This is a genomic window from Thalassolituus marinus, from assembly GCF_020320395.1.
Classification (GTDB): domain Bacteria; phylum Pseudomonadota; class Gammaproteobacteria; order Pseudomonadales; family Oceanobacteraceae; genus Venatoribacter; species Venatoribacter marinus.
This window is the reverse complement of sequence record NZ_JAEDAH010000105.1, coordinates 52,062-66,868: the sequence shown is the minus strand read 5'-3', so window position 1 is coordinate 66,868 and position 14,807 is coordinate 52,062. Positions and strand designations below refer to the sequence as shown.

Sequence of the window (14,807 nt, the reverse complement as noted above, 5' to 3'; positions counted from 1 at the left end):
TTATGCTTCTCGCTGCAATTTCATTTCTTTCCTCGTCGGCATTTTCTGAAAGCGCCTATGAAGCTGCGAACAGGACTGCCTGGGAAAACGAAGCTATTTCAGAGCAGGTCGGCAGTGAGACAAAAGATTTAGCGGAGAAATTTAAAAGAGCCATGTCAGGCTATGATGGTTCAGCAGGAAAGAGAGCCCAATCGTTAGCTGAAGCTGCTCGTAGTCACGCTGTGAATGCTAATGCATTTAATTCGACACCTGAAGACGTCATTAATGCAATCAGATCTCCAGGTAAGGTCTATGTGTTCGTGTCCTCATCAATGCCAAAAGGGCAGATCATTTCTCTCTATCGGAGTCTTTCTCTGACACCGTTGAATGTTGAGGTGGCGTACCGAGGGTTGTTCCCTGGCAATAGAACGCTGATTGATTTTAGCAGGCAGGCCGGGAAGATCCTTAGGGATTCGTCGGATCAGGTGAATGCGATAGTTGGCTTAAATCCAACTGCTTTTAGGGAATTTGGCATTGATCAGGTTCCGTGCCTTGTCTTTATTTCTGAGAGTGGCGAGCCAATTAAGCAGTATGGGTCTGTAAACGTTTCGGATTTCTTCGATTCCGTATCTCGCGGTGAGCCTATTATTAGTCCGATTGGCGCGACCTTCGAAATTGCTGAGCGCGATCTTATCGAAGAGATTCAGGATCGAATGTCTTCGATCAACTGGCAGGAAAAGATAGGAAAGGCCAAAGATCGTTATTGGGAGCGGAATTCGCCTAAGTCTTTGCCGACTGGCGTTGAAGAATCGAAGCTCTCTCTTGATATGAGTGTCAGGGTTGAAGATGACATTAGTGCCGATGCCAATGGGAAGCATTATGTCATTGCCAGAAAGGGAGAGGTCTTTAACCCTATGCTGCAGCCGATGATGTCTCAATACAATCGGAGAATCATTGTACTAAATCCGAATGAGGATCGGCAGGTCGCCTGGGCCAAGGGTGAAGTGGAGGATGCTCTGAGTCGGAATCTGAAGCCAGTTGTTATGCTTAGCGAGCTATTAAGTGGCGATAAATGGGATACGTTTGGGAAGCTTGAGAAGGAACTTTTAGTCAGTATTTATACGCTCCCGGATGTTGTAGTGGATAGGTTCTCTCTGTCTTCAGTTCCTGTTGTTATTGAACCCAGTCTCACGCGAGGATTTATGGATATTAACTACATAGGATGCGATGGGTCGGTATGCGGAAAATAATAATATTTTGCGCCATGATATTCCTTTCTCCGTTATCCAAGGCTGAGAGCTGTCCTGACGCTGGTATATTTGGTTCGAAGTTACTGAAAGCGTTTTGTTGGGATTGCTTGTTTCCAATGCGAATAAATGGCCAGACTCTCCGGGCCGATTCCGGCGCGAGCGGCCCCATACCTGACGGGGCAATGAACCAATTAATTTGCTCCTGCCCTGATGCGGCGGGCGTTCCGGAATTTGGTCAGCCGCTAAGTGCCTGGTTCCCTCGGTTTATTACCGAGACGATTCAGAAACCGTATTGTTCCCCGTCTCTCGCTGGTACAACGTTGGCTAATGGGACTCGGGTCGCTGTAGGGGGGGATGTGTCATCGCGAAAACTAAAGGCAGGTCAAATGGTTTCTGACGCGGCATTTCTACATTTTCATACGCTGTCTTTTCCCATACTGGAAATGCTTGAGCTCGTTATGGAATCCTCGTGTAATCCGGATAAATTTGTTGATATGGAGCTGCAATACATTTCCGAGCCTGATCCGCTGTGGAATGATAATCTTCTTTCCGCGATGCTTACTCCTGAGTCTGTTTTGTTCACAAATCCAGCTGCAATGGCTGTGTGCAGTTATGAGTGCAATGCTGTGACTGCAGACCCGAATAGCCTTGACTATCACTGGTGCGCAGGTTGCTGGGGTGGTGTTTATCCGTTTACTGGGCACGCTAACCATAATGGCAGCCGAGTTAAGCATAGCTCGCTCGTCATGACAAAGGCACTGGCAGCGCTACATCGGCGTTTATTGGCATTTAATACAGTCGGTCCAGATGCTGCGTGTGAAACCAAAATAGCTCCTTCGCTAATTAAAAAACAATACCGATTCGGGATGATGTACCCATCGCCAGAGGCTAAATCGGTTCACGCTATTGGTGAGAGTACACTCGTTTGGGGAGAGTCCAGGCAGAAGGCTGCTGCAGGTTCGAACCATGTCTACATAGGGTTCAGATATCAAGATTGTTGCGTGAGGTAATCTGGGATGAATATGTTTAGAGAGAAGCTATCCGGTAGGTTTGTTTCCAGTTTTACCTTGATATGTTTTATTTGGGCGAATATCTACCCAGCTGCCGCAGCGGCCTCCGATGCGATTGATTCTGCGCAAGAGAAGGCCAAGAGTGGCGATTATAGTGGTTTAAAGGATATTTCAAAATCCATCCAGTCCACATCGAGCACAAAGAGGCAGTCTTATACGCCTGAGAGCGAGCTTTCGTTATATGGAAGTGAGGAGGATAGATCTTTCAATGACTCCCATGAAATTGGAACAGGAGATCTTGATATATCCACTGGCGGGAGCTTGTTTCAAACAAGGCTGAAGAATAATCCGGATACCACTGAGGGCGAAGTATATGAGCGCCTTCGATCTCTCTATGAAGATCCTTCCTACCACACTCGTGATCGTGAATTTAAAGAGGCGGGTGATAAGCTTACGTTCAATGACGAAGAGGGAAGTGAGCTTCTTGAGGAGTACAACCGCTTAAATGACGAGATGGAAGCTGGCACTAGCTGCCGAATTGAGATCGTTCAGCCTGAGGTTACCGAAACGCAGATAGTCACCACTCAGAATACCTGTATGTACTCTGACGCTCCGGTGTATTGGCCAAGTAGTTGTCGTGTTTCGCGAGCACTTGTGTTGCCCGGTGTCAAATCCGGACAGAACATGCCCCTGCCCAAATCAGTGGGTGATTCATCTTCTTCCTACTCTCGAACATTGTCTTACCCGTCTGCATTTACCCTGTACAAGAAATTTAAATTCTATGTCCAGGATGTGGCGTCTGTTTCTGGCACTGTTTCTTTGCCAGGATCGCTGAAAGAAAACCACTACATCATAGTCAACGGTAATCGCGTTGCGAATAACGGAGGCACCATTACTTCCTTTCTCAAGGAAGGCGAAAACGAGATGTATGCCGCGTGTTCTTATGGCCCGATTCTCAACACAACAGATGATGTGAAGCCAATTGGTGACATCTCCGTTCTCGATGGATTTAAGCCGAAGTTTTGTGACTCTGATGGGAATGGAACGCTTGATGGTGTAACAATGATGGGGGATCTTAGCTGGGGGTCTGTAGGGTGGGCAGAGGGCGCATATCGTATCACGAAGTCGCGTGAAGCAGCTGGAGCGTGTCCGACAGGAGCCTATGATGTTGGTTTTGACGATAGCTATGACCGCGCGGGCTTCGATAACTCTTGGTCTGTTCGGCGTTGCTTTAAACCATTCACGTCCGAGCAATGCATTAAATTGCCAGAGAAAATTATGGCTCTTTCGGATGATCCGGAAAAAGTGGAATTTATATACTGGTATGACAAGCTTCGTAATCGAATTCCCAACCCTGCGCCCGGACATGCGCATGGAGCTGCCGATTTACGCTTCCCTACTCGTGCTCAAGCTATGCCGGATGGCGAAAGCATTCCATTTTATAACAAAGTTGTGGAAGATACTAATGGGAACTTAATTAGTATTCAACCTGGGTCGAAGGGTAATCATTGGTTTGGGTCTGATGATGCGAATTTATTTTTAAGGGCTGGCTCCAAATACATTAAAGTATTTGGAGATTCACGTGCTTGTGCTGATACTGCTGACAACTATTGGACCGCAGGTCCCTGTAGGGTTCCTAGCTTAAGGGGTGCCTTGGGTTGGTTTCCTCTTTGGAAAAAATATGCGTATCACTCGCCCGTCTATAATGATGGTCAGCTTTCAACATACTCCTACGCGATGGGATGCGGACATGCAGGAAAGAATATTACATTCACTTTCACTCATCCCAATGCAGTACAAACCTTAACGGAGACGCCAGCCAACTGCGTAGATGGTAACAACCAGTATGTCCGTGCGCTGGATGGGAGCATGCACTACAACCTTCAAGGTACTGCTTTTCCATATGCAGAATCTGCAACACTACCCTCAACAAATACCTGGCGTTGCACAGATTATGATGACGATCGTAGTTTCGGCTCTTTCGTGTCCACGAGAGCAACAATGCCATATATCGATGGCAGCATATCAGAAATGTTCCCAGGTGATTTGCAAGGTTCGCAGGTTTGTTACTCAGCCGAGGCTCCGAAGTATGCTGTTGATATTTCTAGTGTTGGTCGCTGTGCAGATGGGACGTTCAGTTGTTGGGAGGCAGATTTCTCTTTTAACGACTTCGGTCGTCAGCAGCAACATCAACTCGTGCCGCAGGAGTTGAGTCAGTCCCTGGCAGAGAAGTTTATTGCTGCGATAAACCCTATCAACACTGCACACGCGTCAGTTTTTGGTGCCGATACTGTTGGAGAGGCCGCATCATTGAATGAGTGCGCCGCTTACCAGTCCAACAGCGCCTGTACCAAGACATCTGAGGTATGCGCAATCACTGACTCTGTTACTGGTAACTGTAGGTTGTGGGACTGGACATACAGTTGTGAAGAGGAGCGCGAAGTGGTGGTGCAGGAGCAGGTCACTCAGAAAGTGTGCTCTACTCCGTTCCCATGCTCTCAAGGTTCAGATGAGTATTGTTCCTACGAGGATGAAACTACAGATTCGTTTCAGGATGCCGCGCTTCTGTTAACAGTTGCTCAAATGGCCGGAGACGACGCCAATTGCATGTCTGCCGATCCGAGCTCGTGCGTGATGTTTGAGGGGGAGGCGAAGACGTGTCGAAGCTATGTTTCGGCAGGGCTGGGTGAGGCCCTTCCAACAGGAAATTGCTGCGCTCAGCCGGAGGGTTCTCCAGGTCCGTATGCATATGTCCAAACCCTCTACGCTATTGCTCAAACCGAGTACGTCAAAGGGATTGCTACGGACTTGGCCACAACCATCACGAGCACGGGTGTTTGGCAGGATTATGTTGTAGCACCGGCAGAGTATGTTGCGGATCTGGTTGCGCAAGCAGCGGAGGAGGCTGCCGAATGGTTCTCCAATCAAGCTGCGAGTCTCGGCTACCAGCAAGGCGTTGATGTTGCCGCTGAGGCCACCGCAGAGGCGGCCAGCACCAGTCTGTCAACGTCCATTACGTCTAGTGCAAATTTCCTGATGGCAGATATCTCCAGCTTGATGGGGGATATTCTGGGTGATTGGATAGTTGAGGATGTTATTCGGGACGAGGTTACTGGTGAGATCCTGGCTGCTGGGCAGGAAGAAATGGCTAAGTTTGCCGCAGAGCAGGCTGCGAAGGAGGCTGCTGGGGAGGCTACGGCACAAACTGTTGAGAGTACGGCGATCGATTCGGGTGTTTCTGAAGCAGTGGGCAGTCTATTTGGCACGGTCATGGCCATATATGCGGCCTATAAGATTACAATGCTTGTTAACCAGATGCTGATTGCCTGTGGTAGTAGTGAATTTGAGACTGCTTATAAGGTTGGAACGGCGTCTTGTACGAGAATTGATCAATGGTGTTCGTCTTCGAATGTTTTCGGATGCAAAGAGAAAAAGAGAAAGTATTGCTGCTACAACAGCCCCTTAGCACGCATCATTCATGAACAGGCATCTCTGACAGGGCAGTCTAGTCACCCTGTTGGATACGGAACAGCGGAGGGTAAGGATACCTACGATCAGGACTGCCCTGGGTTTACCTATCAGGAATTCTCTGCGTTGGATTTCGATAAGATCGATCTGACGGAATGGTTGGAGCTGCTTATCGGAGCGGGAATGTTGCCTGATGGTACTGCGGAGTCTGTTGAGGCGTACACGGACATGGGATTGGTAACAAGGTCTCTTGCGAGTTCCGACCCTGATTTTGATTTGGAAACCACTGACGTGCTAGATGCAGCTGAAAGAGCTGAATCACTAATGGGGGCTGCCGACTCCAGTCTTGAGGAATACCGCTTTGCAGAAAGGGAACTGCTCATCATGGGTGACCAATATGAGACCATGTATGAGTTTTGCGGTTACGTGCATGGTGAGACGAGTAGCTTTGATGGCCGTAAAGGCTATGTCATCTTTGCGGACGGTACTAAGAACTACGTGAGTGGCTGCACCAAAGATCCTGATGGTGGTGAATATGCACATGCTACCACGCCCGTTGGCTGTGCTGAGATTGAGGTTGATGGGGTTACTGTTCAGCCCGTTACTCACTCATTCGTTGGCAAGTATGGAGAGGAAGTGATCGCAGCGGAATGCGTTACCTATTGACGAATGACACTAAGATGCGAAGGTGTAGTTTTGAGTTTATGGAGAATATCAATGCTAAAAATAGTGGCGTTTATGCTGATTACTGCAACTCTGGCGGGTTGCGCATCATCTAGACCAATGCGACTGACAGAGGGAAATTATAAAGAGGTTCCCATTGTGGTAATGGAGAACTCTTCTGGTGGACTTCGTCTTCTGATGGAAAACGGAGTTGTAACTGTGCGGGATATGACAAAAAAAGAATTCTCTGAGTATGAGGGTGATGCAGCTAAGTACAATGAAGCGCGTTCTGTCCGTCCCAAGTCTATTAGTGGGGCGGGATATCATGCGACCGTTGGAGCGGCTGGGATTGCTGCCGGTTTGACTTTTAAGTACGCCTCTGGGCTGGCTCTGCTTGGTATGCTTTCAGACGACCCTGAGGATTTGAATTACCCCTTCTCATGGGATTACCACTCTGACAACTTCTTGGTGTCAACGTCTTCATCACTGAATGCCGACGAAGTTCGTGCGGCTGCCATACAAACTCTTGATGAGTTTTCCTCAGTGATTACTGATGAGTATGGCGTTTCGCCTGCGGGTGCGGTTTCGGTTTTTCCTCTTGAATTTCCAGGGGGGCGAGTTGAATCAGTGTTTCCGTCTGATTATACCTTTGAGAATGTATCGCAGAGCTTTCACTCGGATGGGAAGAAGGTGTCAGCTGTAATCTTATATGGTTGTCAAAATAATGGGTTAAACTGTCGGCTATCATTCAGAATTCGCCTTAATAACGGGATTGTTGGTCTAACGAATCCTATGCGAGAGCGGTTCATGGAAATATTGGGCGGCTCCTACGCTTTGTATATAGCGCCCAATTCAGCGTTGTTCAATCTACCGTCTGTTCTGTATGGTGATGGTCGTTTAGAATATCTCGTAGAGAAATGATCCGAGGCCGCTCAGCGGCCTTTTTTTGGGGGTTTTCGTGGTCACTCATGTGATAAAAACTGTGTTGTTTGTTCACTTACTATCCGTTTTGCATTGCGCTCATGCTGCTGAGGCAGGATCGAGTCAGAAGAGCGCTAACTCGGATGGTTATGAACCGGCTAAAGGTTGGCACTTTTATGATCTTCCTGAGGAAGTGAAGAAGGAGATCGATCAGAAAATTGAGGCTGAGGTTTCTAAGCGAGTATCAGAAGCGATTCCAGTACCGGAGCCTGGTACATCTGAGTGGATCAAAGTTAATTTGCCAAAGGTTCGGCAGAAGGCGGCAGACGATCCAACGGCAGAGAACATCAGGGCTCTTCTTTTGATGGAGAAAATGCTCAAAGACAAGGCGCGACGGTTGTCTCGGAGGGTTGCGATGATTGCGCAGACCGATCCGATTTTAGATACGTCATACAAGGCTACGTCGAACATGGCAATGGCGCGGGAGCGTAGGGTGGACGTTCGCGGAGAGAAGGAGGCTCTTTTTAAGCAAATGGTTAAAGAGGGCGTCGCTCTTTGGATCTTTGTAAGAGGAGACTGTAGTGCTTGTGATCGCTGGTTTAATGCGATGGAGCGAGTGAGCACCGAGTACGGCTTAAAAATACTCTGGATTATAGACTCCCAAACAACCATCCCCAATCCACCGACCTCGATGGAAAAGTACTGGGAGTACCGCGTTGGCGCTGGGGAAGCAGAGGGTTTAGGTGTTGATAGTGATTTTTCTGTTTTCGCTTACAACCAGTCCTCGGACCAGTACGTTTTAGTTAGCCAGGGATTTGTTCCGTTCGCGAGCTTTTTGGACAGAATAATATTGTCGGCAGACTTTTCTGGATGGATTTCGCCAGAGGCGGTTGAAAGCACCATGTTTTCTGTTAATCGGTTTGATCTGTCTGATCCAGACCTTAAGGGTTATTCAGGGGACATGAATGATCCAGTGGCCTACTCGAATTACATCTACCAGAAGCTTCTGGAGGGAAAATGAGCATTTTACGAGCTGCAGTTCTGGCTGCGACAATTGTTACAGCGGGGAACGCATCGGCTGGCCTTAATGATGCGTTTTCTAACGCATTCAGCGATGCCACCGTTCAATCTGGCGGGGCTGGAACCTTTGAACTCAATGGCCGAACGCTACACCAAGGTGGCTATGTGCGAATCCGAATTCCTACGGCTCCGGCACCAAATCCTATCCGGGTTCAGCCCCCAACAATCAGGGGTGGGTGTAATGGGTTTGACATCTATGGCGGGTCGTTCTCATACATCACTGCAGATGAGTTTCTTGACTGGTTGAATGCGGTAATTGAGAACTCGGGGGCGCTGGCTTCCTACATGTTTATCGCCTATTTGCAGGAGCAGTGCTCTGTTTGCAGCGAGGTGATGCAGTCGCTATATGCTATGCAAGACCTTATGAACATGACCATGCAAGATAGCTGCTCTACAGCGACAGCCATGGTTGATGGACTGAATGGGGTTATCACGGGCGATCCCACGCCATCCTGGGATGCATACAAAGAAGGTGTGCAGAAATCGGCAATTAACTTTTCCGATCAGGTTGAGGCCACATATGAAGATGCCGTTCAGGCGCTGAGATCTGGCGAAGAAAGCGTTAAAAACGTGGCATCATCTGCAGTTCCAAATGAAAAGGAACGCATCAAAACCATGTATGGCGGCAATTTAGTTTATTGGCTGATCGAAGACACGGATGCGCTGTCTGCTTTCCGGAGCTTTCTTAATAACTCTACCCTGACTAAGGAGCAGCTGTATGTCTATCTAGTTGCGATGGTTGGTAATTACGTCATTTTTGTCGATGAAACCGTCTCTGATGGAACTCAGACCACTCGTGTAGGTGATTACCGCTCAACGGTTTCAATTACTGACTTCATTGAAGGCACGTACAACGACATTGTGCTTCCTGCAGACTGTGCTGCAGCGGGTGCAGGCAGTTATTGTCGAGACCCTGGCAATCTTGTCTTTAAGGATGGATTTGCTGAAGTAACTCCGTTTGCGGATACATTCACTTGCGCAATGGAAGGTAAGAAAATGGATGGATCGACCTGCGGGTCGGATGGCTTGCTCGTCAAGCTCGGTAAGGATAAGGATTCTGCTCCTGCTATTACTACCGCTGAAAAGGATTTTATTATGACATTCAAGCCGGGTATTAATTTTGGTGCGATGCTTAATACCCTGTCGTCTTCAGATACCGCCATGTCGGTAATGTATGACTGCTTCAAAGAGGACTTGCTGGAGGACTTTGCATACGTTCATTTGCGTTTGACCCACGAGCTTGTTAAGAAGCAGCTTGAGGGGCTCGATATGGGCGATGGTCCGGGGAAAGGTGCCAAGTCTGCATTTGCCAAGATGATTATTGACCGCACGCTTGAGCTTGAAAGGCAGTATCGAGAACTGAGGGAAAATATCCAGCAGGAGAGTAACTGCCAGGCTGATAAGGTTAAGAGCTTCCTCGATCTTAAAGAGTTTTCAAAAATGGGCGCTAACTAATGGTGAGGTATCTCCTTTTGTCTCTGGCTTTGGTCTCAACTCAATCTTTTGGCATGCCTTCGGTGGAGGATGTTTTTAGAAAGCAGACCTTCTCACTTTTTAGTGAGGAGCATGTCTCGTTATCTGTTTCAAATGGAACGTTCTTTCGGGATGGCGAGGGCTACTTATATGAGGCGGATTTGGTAATTAAAGTGTTGGTGGATCGCCCTCTTCTTATCGATGGTGTTTCTCGCCACCTGCTTGATGAATTTGTTTCTTATCGCTTCCCTGCAGGATCTATGCCTGCAGATGCTACTGCATCGGATGAGAAGCAAGCTCGTGAAATCCTTTCTCGTGGTGTTGCTGACGGCATTGTGAGAGCAACACTAGGTAGTAGTGACACTCGGGGCGATGAGGTTTCAAGACCTGGTAGTAAGGTTTATGTGTTTCGGGATGATATCGGGCGTTTCTACCTGAACATATTGGGGGCTAAAATCTATGTCAGTGACTAAGTTTCTTGCGGTAATTTGCTCCTTTTTGATCGTCTTCCTCCTATACTTTTTAAACTCCCTTCCGGCTCGCATGGAACGCGATCGTATTGAGTTGTCTGGGGAGATTGCAAAGTCAATATTCTCATCAGCTGGGATTACCAGTGAGGACGTTAAGATGATTGATTCCACAATTATCTTGGGTGGATTTAGGATGGTAGATGGCTCTGATGTTGAAATATTTTCCACACTTTTGGTTCTTGTTGACGGTGCTCCAGCAAAATTGAAAAGTGGTGATTTCTCAAATTTCATTTCTGGACGTGGCGTTATTGAAAAGGCCGAATTATTTAGGTCTCTCGCTACCTTTAAAGTATCAGAAGACACCTACCTCGCTCCGATCCCCTTATTAATTCTTTCTTCTGGGCTTGTTGCTGATGTTGGCGGTTTAAGGATTCCAATTCCTTTTGGTGAAGACAGAATTCGGGATTCTGTTTCTTTGGCGGAATATCCGTTCGGAGTATTTTTTGATGAATAGATTCTTTTTAATATTTTTACCGTTGCTTTTATCTGGTTGCGTTGGTGATGAACAAACGTACCCGACAATATCATTTGGTGCCGACGTCTCTACTTCGGAGCCTAATTCCGGAACTATTGATTTACAGATTCCACTTGATCTCGACCTTAATGGCGAGAGCGGAAGTTTTAGTTACTCCGTACAGGTTGAGCATCTGTCCACATCATCGTCTGATGCCTGGCTTGTTCAGTCTATGCCGGTGACAGTAGATGCTGAAAATCCGGTCGTAGTATTGCGCATCGCTCACGACTCTTTGGTTGAGGGTGAAGAAAAACTGGCCTTACGCCTTTCGTCGTCAGATCTTTCTGTTTCTAGATCTGATTTGTATGTCACGATTACGGATACAACCGAGGCAACGAGCGTTGGCTTTTCCTCGGCCAGTGCGACTATTTCCGAGGGGAGTGGGGATCAATCAATATCCGTTGTGGTAACGAATCCGAGCGAAAGGGATGACGTATACCTTACGATATCCTATGCAGGCACCGCAACGAAGGGGACTGCTTCCAGTGGGGATTATTACGCACCTCTCTCTGAGTTAACTATCCCTGCTGGTCTTACGTCCGCACAAATTCCCATTGAGGTTATTGATGACGGCCTTGCGGAGGGTGGAGAGTCTATCGTTATAGCGATCGATTCATCTACCGTGGATATCTCAGCAGATGCGGTCAGTATATTTGTACCAGGCGATTTATCTATTAATGATACGGGTGTCGTGTCGCATTGGGATGGCACCTCGTTCGTCTCAACACCTTCTACTATTTTTGCTGGTCAGGACGCAGAGTATGGACGAGATGTTGGCGCTACTAATGCAGATGGCCATGCTGGATTTAGATTGACCAAGATCGACTATGCAGGCAATGCAACTTCGTTATCGCACCGCTGTGTCGTTGATGAAAATACCGGCCTTATGTGGGAAGTTAAAAGCGGGGCATCTTCTCTGCCGTCAGGGGTGGCTGACATGTCCTTTATTGATTTTGTTGAAGAAGAGGTTCGCCTTTCCAATCTGGAGTCTGATGATCCGGATTACAAGGCATACTCTTATCATGCTGCTCACGCTGCATGGGACTCGCTATCCTACGGCCATTATTGGTATGTTGAGGATGGGAGCGTTAACGGCGGGTTTGAAGGGGTTCCGGGGCCTGAATTTATGGATGGCTACCCTATGCAAGTCACATGCGCATTCCCGAATCTAACCCAAGTTGGGTACATCGATAGCGTCACTTCGTGCAGTACGGCTAGTTATGCGCTCTATGCAAATGGGGTTGCTAAATGCGGAGTCAAAGACTGGCGACTGCCTACTATCGAAGAACTTAGATCCATTATGAATTTTGAGCCCGGCGAGGCCTCTTTGTTGTCGTCGTATTTCCCGTCGATGGATGGAGCGGTTTATATGTCATCCACTCCCTATGCAAATGAGCGTGGATCGTATTGGTGTTTTGATACGGCGAATAAGATTTCCAAACTTTGTAACAAGCACTATCCAGGAAGCCTGATGTTGGTTCGAGGTGAATGACCATGAATAAGTCTGTGTTTTTCCTCTGGTTTGCTCTCGTGCCGCACGCAGTGCTTGGGCAGGTATGTAATTCCTCCATGGAGGTGTCTGGTGAGTCGGGACGGTTCGTTAATTTAAACGACGGTTTTGTTCTCGACGTGGTAACTATGTTGCGTTGGGATTTTTGTACTTACGGCCAGACATATGAAAATGGAAACTGCTCCGGATCTCCTATGGAATATGCCACGTGGCAAGATGCTCTTGGAGCTTCTGCGTCTGCGTCCGGTCGGCGATTACCAAACATTAAGGAGTTGGCCACTCTGGTTGAACGCTCGTGTATTGAGCCAGCGATTAATCAAGATGTATTCCCGGACACTCCTCTTTATGTTTACTGGAGCAATACGCCAGCATCGTCCGGCGAAGGTATGATCATCGATTTTACAGATGGTAGTGAGATCATCCGAGACATCAACAGGCCTCGTGTTATGCGTTTGATTGCGGAATGACGTAGCGCAGCCAGATCTTACTGGCTGCAGTTTTCTCGCGTGATGATGGATTTCATTACCATAATCTTGGCATTTGTTAGCGTTTCTAGCATGCTCATTTTCGATTCGACATCGTCGATGGATGCTACGACGTCGGAGGTAAAGTCGTCTATTGCGGCCTCGTTTCCAAGGATTGTGAAAAGACAGGCAATGCCCATTTCGCCACCCTCTATGGCGTCCCGGATTTTTTCAGGGCTCACCAGTCTGGAAATTGAAACCGTTCTATCGAATGCAGCAACCACAATTGATTTTGCCTCGGGCGTCCAGTGATAGTGGTTGTCGATGAAGTCTGTGAATGAACGACGTGTTTCGCTTGATTCGAATTCAGCTTTTTGTTGAGCCAGCCGCTCTTGCACTTTCGCGCCGAGGTCGCTCGGCGATTCACCGCAGGCTGAAAGAATCCCAGCGAGTACGATCACTGAGATGGTGTGTGGCTTAGACATCCTTCTCTGTCCTTATTTTTCAAGTGTAAAAATATGTGGTTATACAATGTACATCGTCCATAAGAGCGAGCCAAATAAAATAGTCCGCACCCTGTCTGCAAAGGACAACTCTCTTCTTCTTCAGCGAGTAATTGGTGGTGCCAGCAGTTCCGTTGATCCCGGTCTGAAAGACCTTTTGGTTTCGCTTCATGAGGAAGGAGTTTGGGTGATATGTAGCTGCCGACCGGATTTGCCGATCGAGTCTCAACCAGCTCTCGCGGTAGTTAAGCGAGCTGGCACGTATTTCCTGAGAAACCTTCCGTCGAGGGAGGGGCACAAGGATTGCCGCTTCTCCTATGTAAGGTCCGCTCCTTGGCTTGCTGAGGGTGAGACTGTTGAGGGCGATGCTGCTGAGAGTGTTGCTGGCAGTGATAGTGAAATTCTGGGTATCGCATCGATTCATCGCAAGCTCTTGAAACGAGCTGGGTGGTCTGGGTATGACCAGGAGTGGACATTCTTGTCGGCGATCGAGGCAGTGGATACAGAGAGCGCTCATGTGACCGTTGGTGGTGCTGTGCTGAAGGGGAGGCTTAGTCAGTCTGGGAAGGAACTATTCAGGTCGCCTGGTGAGGCTTTTGGGCTGTGTGTTGTACATGAGGTTGATTGGTCTGGCCACCAGTTAACGCGCGTGGAGCGCCAGTTAAGTTTAACACGGCGATTTGAAGGCGGAATTGTGCCCGCTCAGCCAGGGATCTCGGTTTCGGAGGGGCCTTTTTTGGCTTTTATAGCTCCTTTGAGTGAGGGATATTTTGCTGCGAGCGTGCTTCCGGTTTTAAGTAGCAGGGTTCCGGTTCCGGTACTGTCTGACGGGGAGCGCTCGATCGCCAGGTTACTGGTCGATTACTCTGACTGGCTCTTCAAGCAAGGTATCGACATCTCTTTTAGGAAGGTGTCAGATGGCTCTGGCTTTGCACCTGGATTTTTGATTACGTCTGGAGACGTGGAGGTCGCCCTCCGGTTCGGTAACGAAAGGGACGTACAAATATCTGAGGGGGTGATAACGGTCCCGTCTGATTCTGACTGGGGGGCCCTGGATGGCCCCGGCAGGGCTTTAAAGAGGGTGATTCGTGAGAACCTATTGATGGGTGAAAAAGAAAAGGGCGATCATTGATCGCCCTTTTCTTTGGGGTTAGGACTTCTTTTGATCGAAGTGCCCTAAACGTTGCTTCACATACAGCACGATCGGCACGCCGATCAGAAGCATTACAACTACCTGCAGTTCAAGACTCATGAGATTCCCCTTCGTCTGATATCTGAGAGAAATAGTAGCGCAAAGCTATGCCCAGGGCCAACGATACAAGCACGACGACTGTCTGAATGACAGCCATGTCCGTTATCAGCCATCCACGCATAGTAAAAACTATGAGCAGGTGGGCAAGAAGCCCGATGATGCACTCGGATAATATTTCTCCGAGTACCAC

Annotated in this window: 12 protein-coding genes; 11 read left to right on the top strand and 1 reads right to left on the bottom strand. The window is 48.2% G+C overall.

Annotated elements, in window-relative coordinates:
• Positions 1 to 2: 2 nt before the first annotated feature.
• The 10 genes from I9W95_RS17570 to I9W95_RS17525 all read left to right on the top strand — a co-directional run bounded on the left by I9W95_RS17570 (position 3) and on the right by I9W95_RS17525 (position 12,865).
• The gene (locus I9W95_RS17570; protein WP_225677281.1) at positions 3 to 1,229 is read left to right on the top strand and encodes a TrbC family F-type conjugative pilus assembly protein; all 1,227 of its coding nucleotides are present in this window, start codon (positions 3 to 5) and stop codon (positions 1,227 to 1,229) included.
• Positions 1,202 to 2,239: a TraU family protein gene (locus I9W95_RS17565; RefSeq protein WP_318653632.1), complete on the top strand. Its 1,038-nt coding sequence runs from the start codon at positions 1,202 to 1,204 to the stop codon at positions 2,237 to 2,239. The genes I9W95_RS17570 and I9W95_RS17565 overlap by 28 nt, the downstream gene beginning before the upstream one ends.
• Positions 2,240 to 2,245: 6 nt before the next feature.
• Positions 2,246 to 6,373 (top strand): conjugal transfer protein TraN, encoded by a 4,128-nt coding sequence (gene traN, locus I9W95_RS17560; RefSeq protein WP_225677277.1) that lies wholly within the window; start codon positions 2,246 to 2,248, stop codon positions 6,371 to 6,373.
• A 51-nt stretch (positions 6,374 to 6,424) separates the two neighbouring features.
• Entirely contained in the window at positions 6,425 to 7,291 is an 867-nt protein-coding gene (locus I9W95_RS17555) for a hypothetical protein (protein ID WP_225677276.1), read from the top strand.
• 37 nt (positions 7,292 to 7,328) lie between these two features.
• Positions 7,329 to 8,312, top strand: a complete 984-nt coding sequence (gene traF / locus I9W95_RS17550; RefSeq protein ID WP_225677274.1) for a conjugal transfer protein TraF — start codon at positions 7,329 to 7,331, stop codon at positions 8,310 to 8,312.
• Positions 8,309 to 9,826 carry a conjugal transfer protein TraH gene (locus I9W95_RS17545; protein WP_225677272.1) on the top strand — a complete coding sequence of 506 codons (1,518 nt, stop codon included), beginning with the start codon at positions 8,309 to 8,311 and terminating at the stop codon, positions 9,824 to 9,826. Before traF ends, I9W95_RS17545 begins: the two co-directional genes overlap by 4 nt.
• A 17-nt stretch (positions 9,827 to 9,843) precedes the next feature.
• Entirely contained in the window at positions 9,844 to 10,317 is a 474-nt protein-coding gene (locus tag I9W95_RS17540; protein WP_225677270.1) for a hypothetical protein, read from the top strand.
• 154 nt (positions 10,318 to 10,471) lie between these two features.
• Positions 10,472 to 10,828: a hypothetical protein gene (locus tag I9W95_RS17535; RefSeq protein ID WP_225677268.1), complete on the top strand. Its 357-nt coding sequence runs from the start codon at positions 10,472 to 10,474 to the stop codon at positions 10,826 to 10,828.
• Complete coding sequence (locus tag I9W95_RS17530; protein WP_225677266.1) at positions 10,821 to 12,380, top strand: Lcl domain-containing protein; 1,560 nt, start codon at positions 10,821 to 10,823, stop codon at positions 12,378 to 12,380. The genes I9W95_RS17535 and I9W95_RS17530 overlap by 8 nt, the downstream gene beginning before the upstream one ends.
• A gap of 2 nt (positions 12,381 to 12,382) precedes the next feature.
• Positions 12,383 to 12,865, top strand: coding sequence for an Lcl C-terminal domain-containing protein (locus I9W95_RS17525; RefSeq protein ID WP_225677264.1), 483 nt, complete (start codon positions 12,383 to 12,385; stop codon positions 12,863 to 12,865).
• A 17-nt stretch (positions 12,866 to 12,882) separates the two neighbouring features.
• Here the strand turns inward: I9W95_RS17525 and I9W95_RS17520 are convergent, their stop codons facing one another.
• Positions 12,883 to 13,347 carry a hypothetical protein gene (locus I9W95_RS17520; RefSeq protein ID WP_225677262.1) on the bottom strand — a complete coding sequence of 155 codons (465 nt, stop codon included), beginning with the start codon at positions 13,345 to 13,347 and terminating at the stop codon, positions 12,883 to 12,885.
• A 46-nt stretch (positions 13,348 to 13,393) separates the two neighbouring features.
• Between I9W95_RS17520 and I9W95_RS17515 the strand changes: the two genes are divergently transcribed.
• Positions 13,394 to 14,497, top strand: a complete 1,104-nt coding sequence (locus I9W95_RS17515; RefSeq protein WP_225677261.1) for a hypothetical protein — start codon at positions 13,394 to 13,396, stop codon at positions 14,495 to 14,497.
• Positions 14,498 to 14,807: the final 310 nt, after the last annotated feature.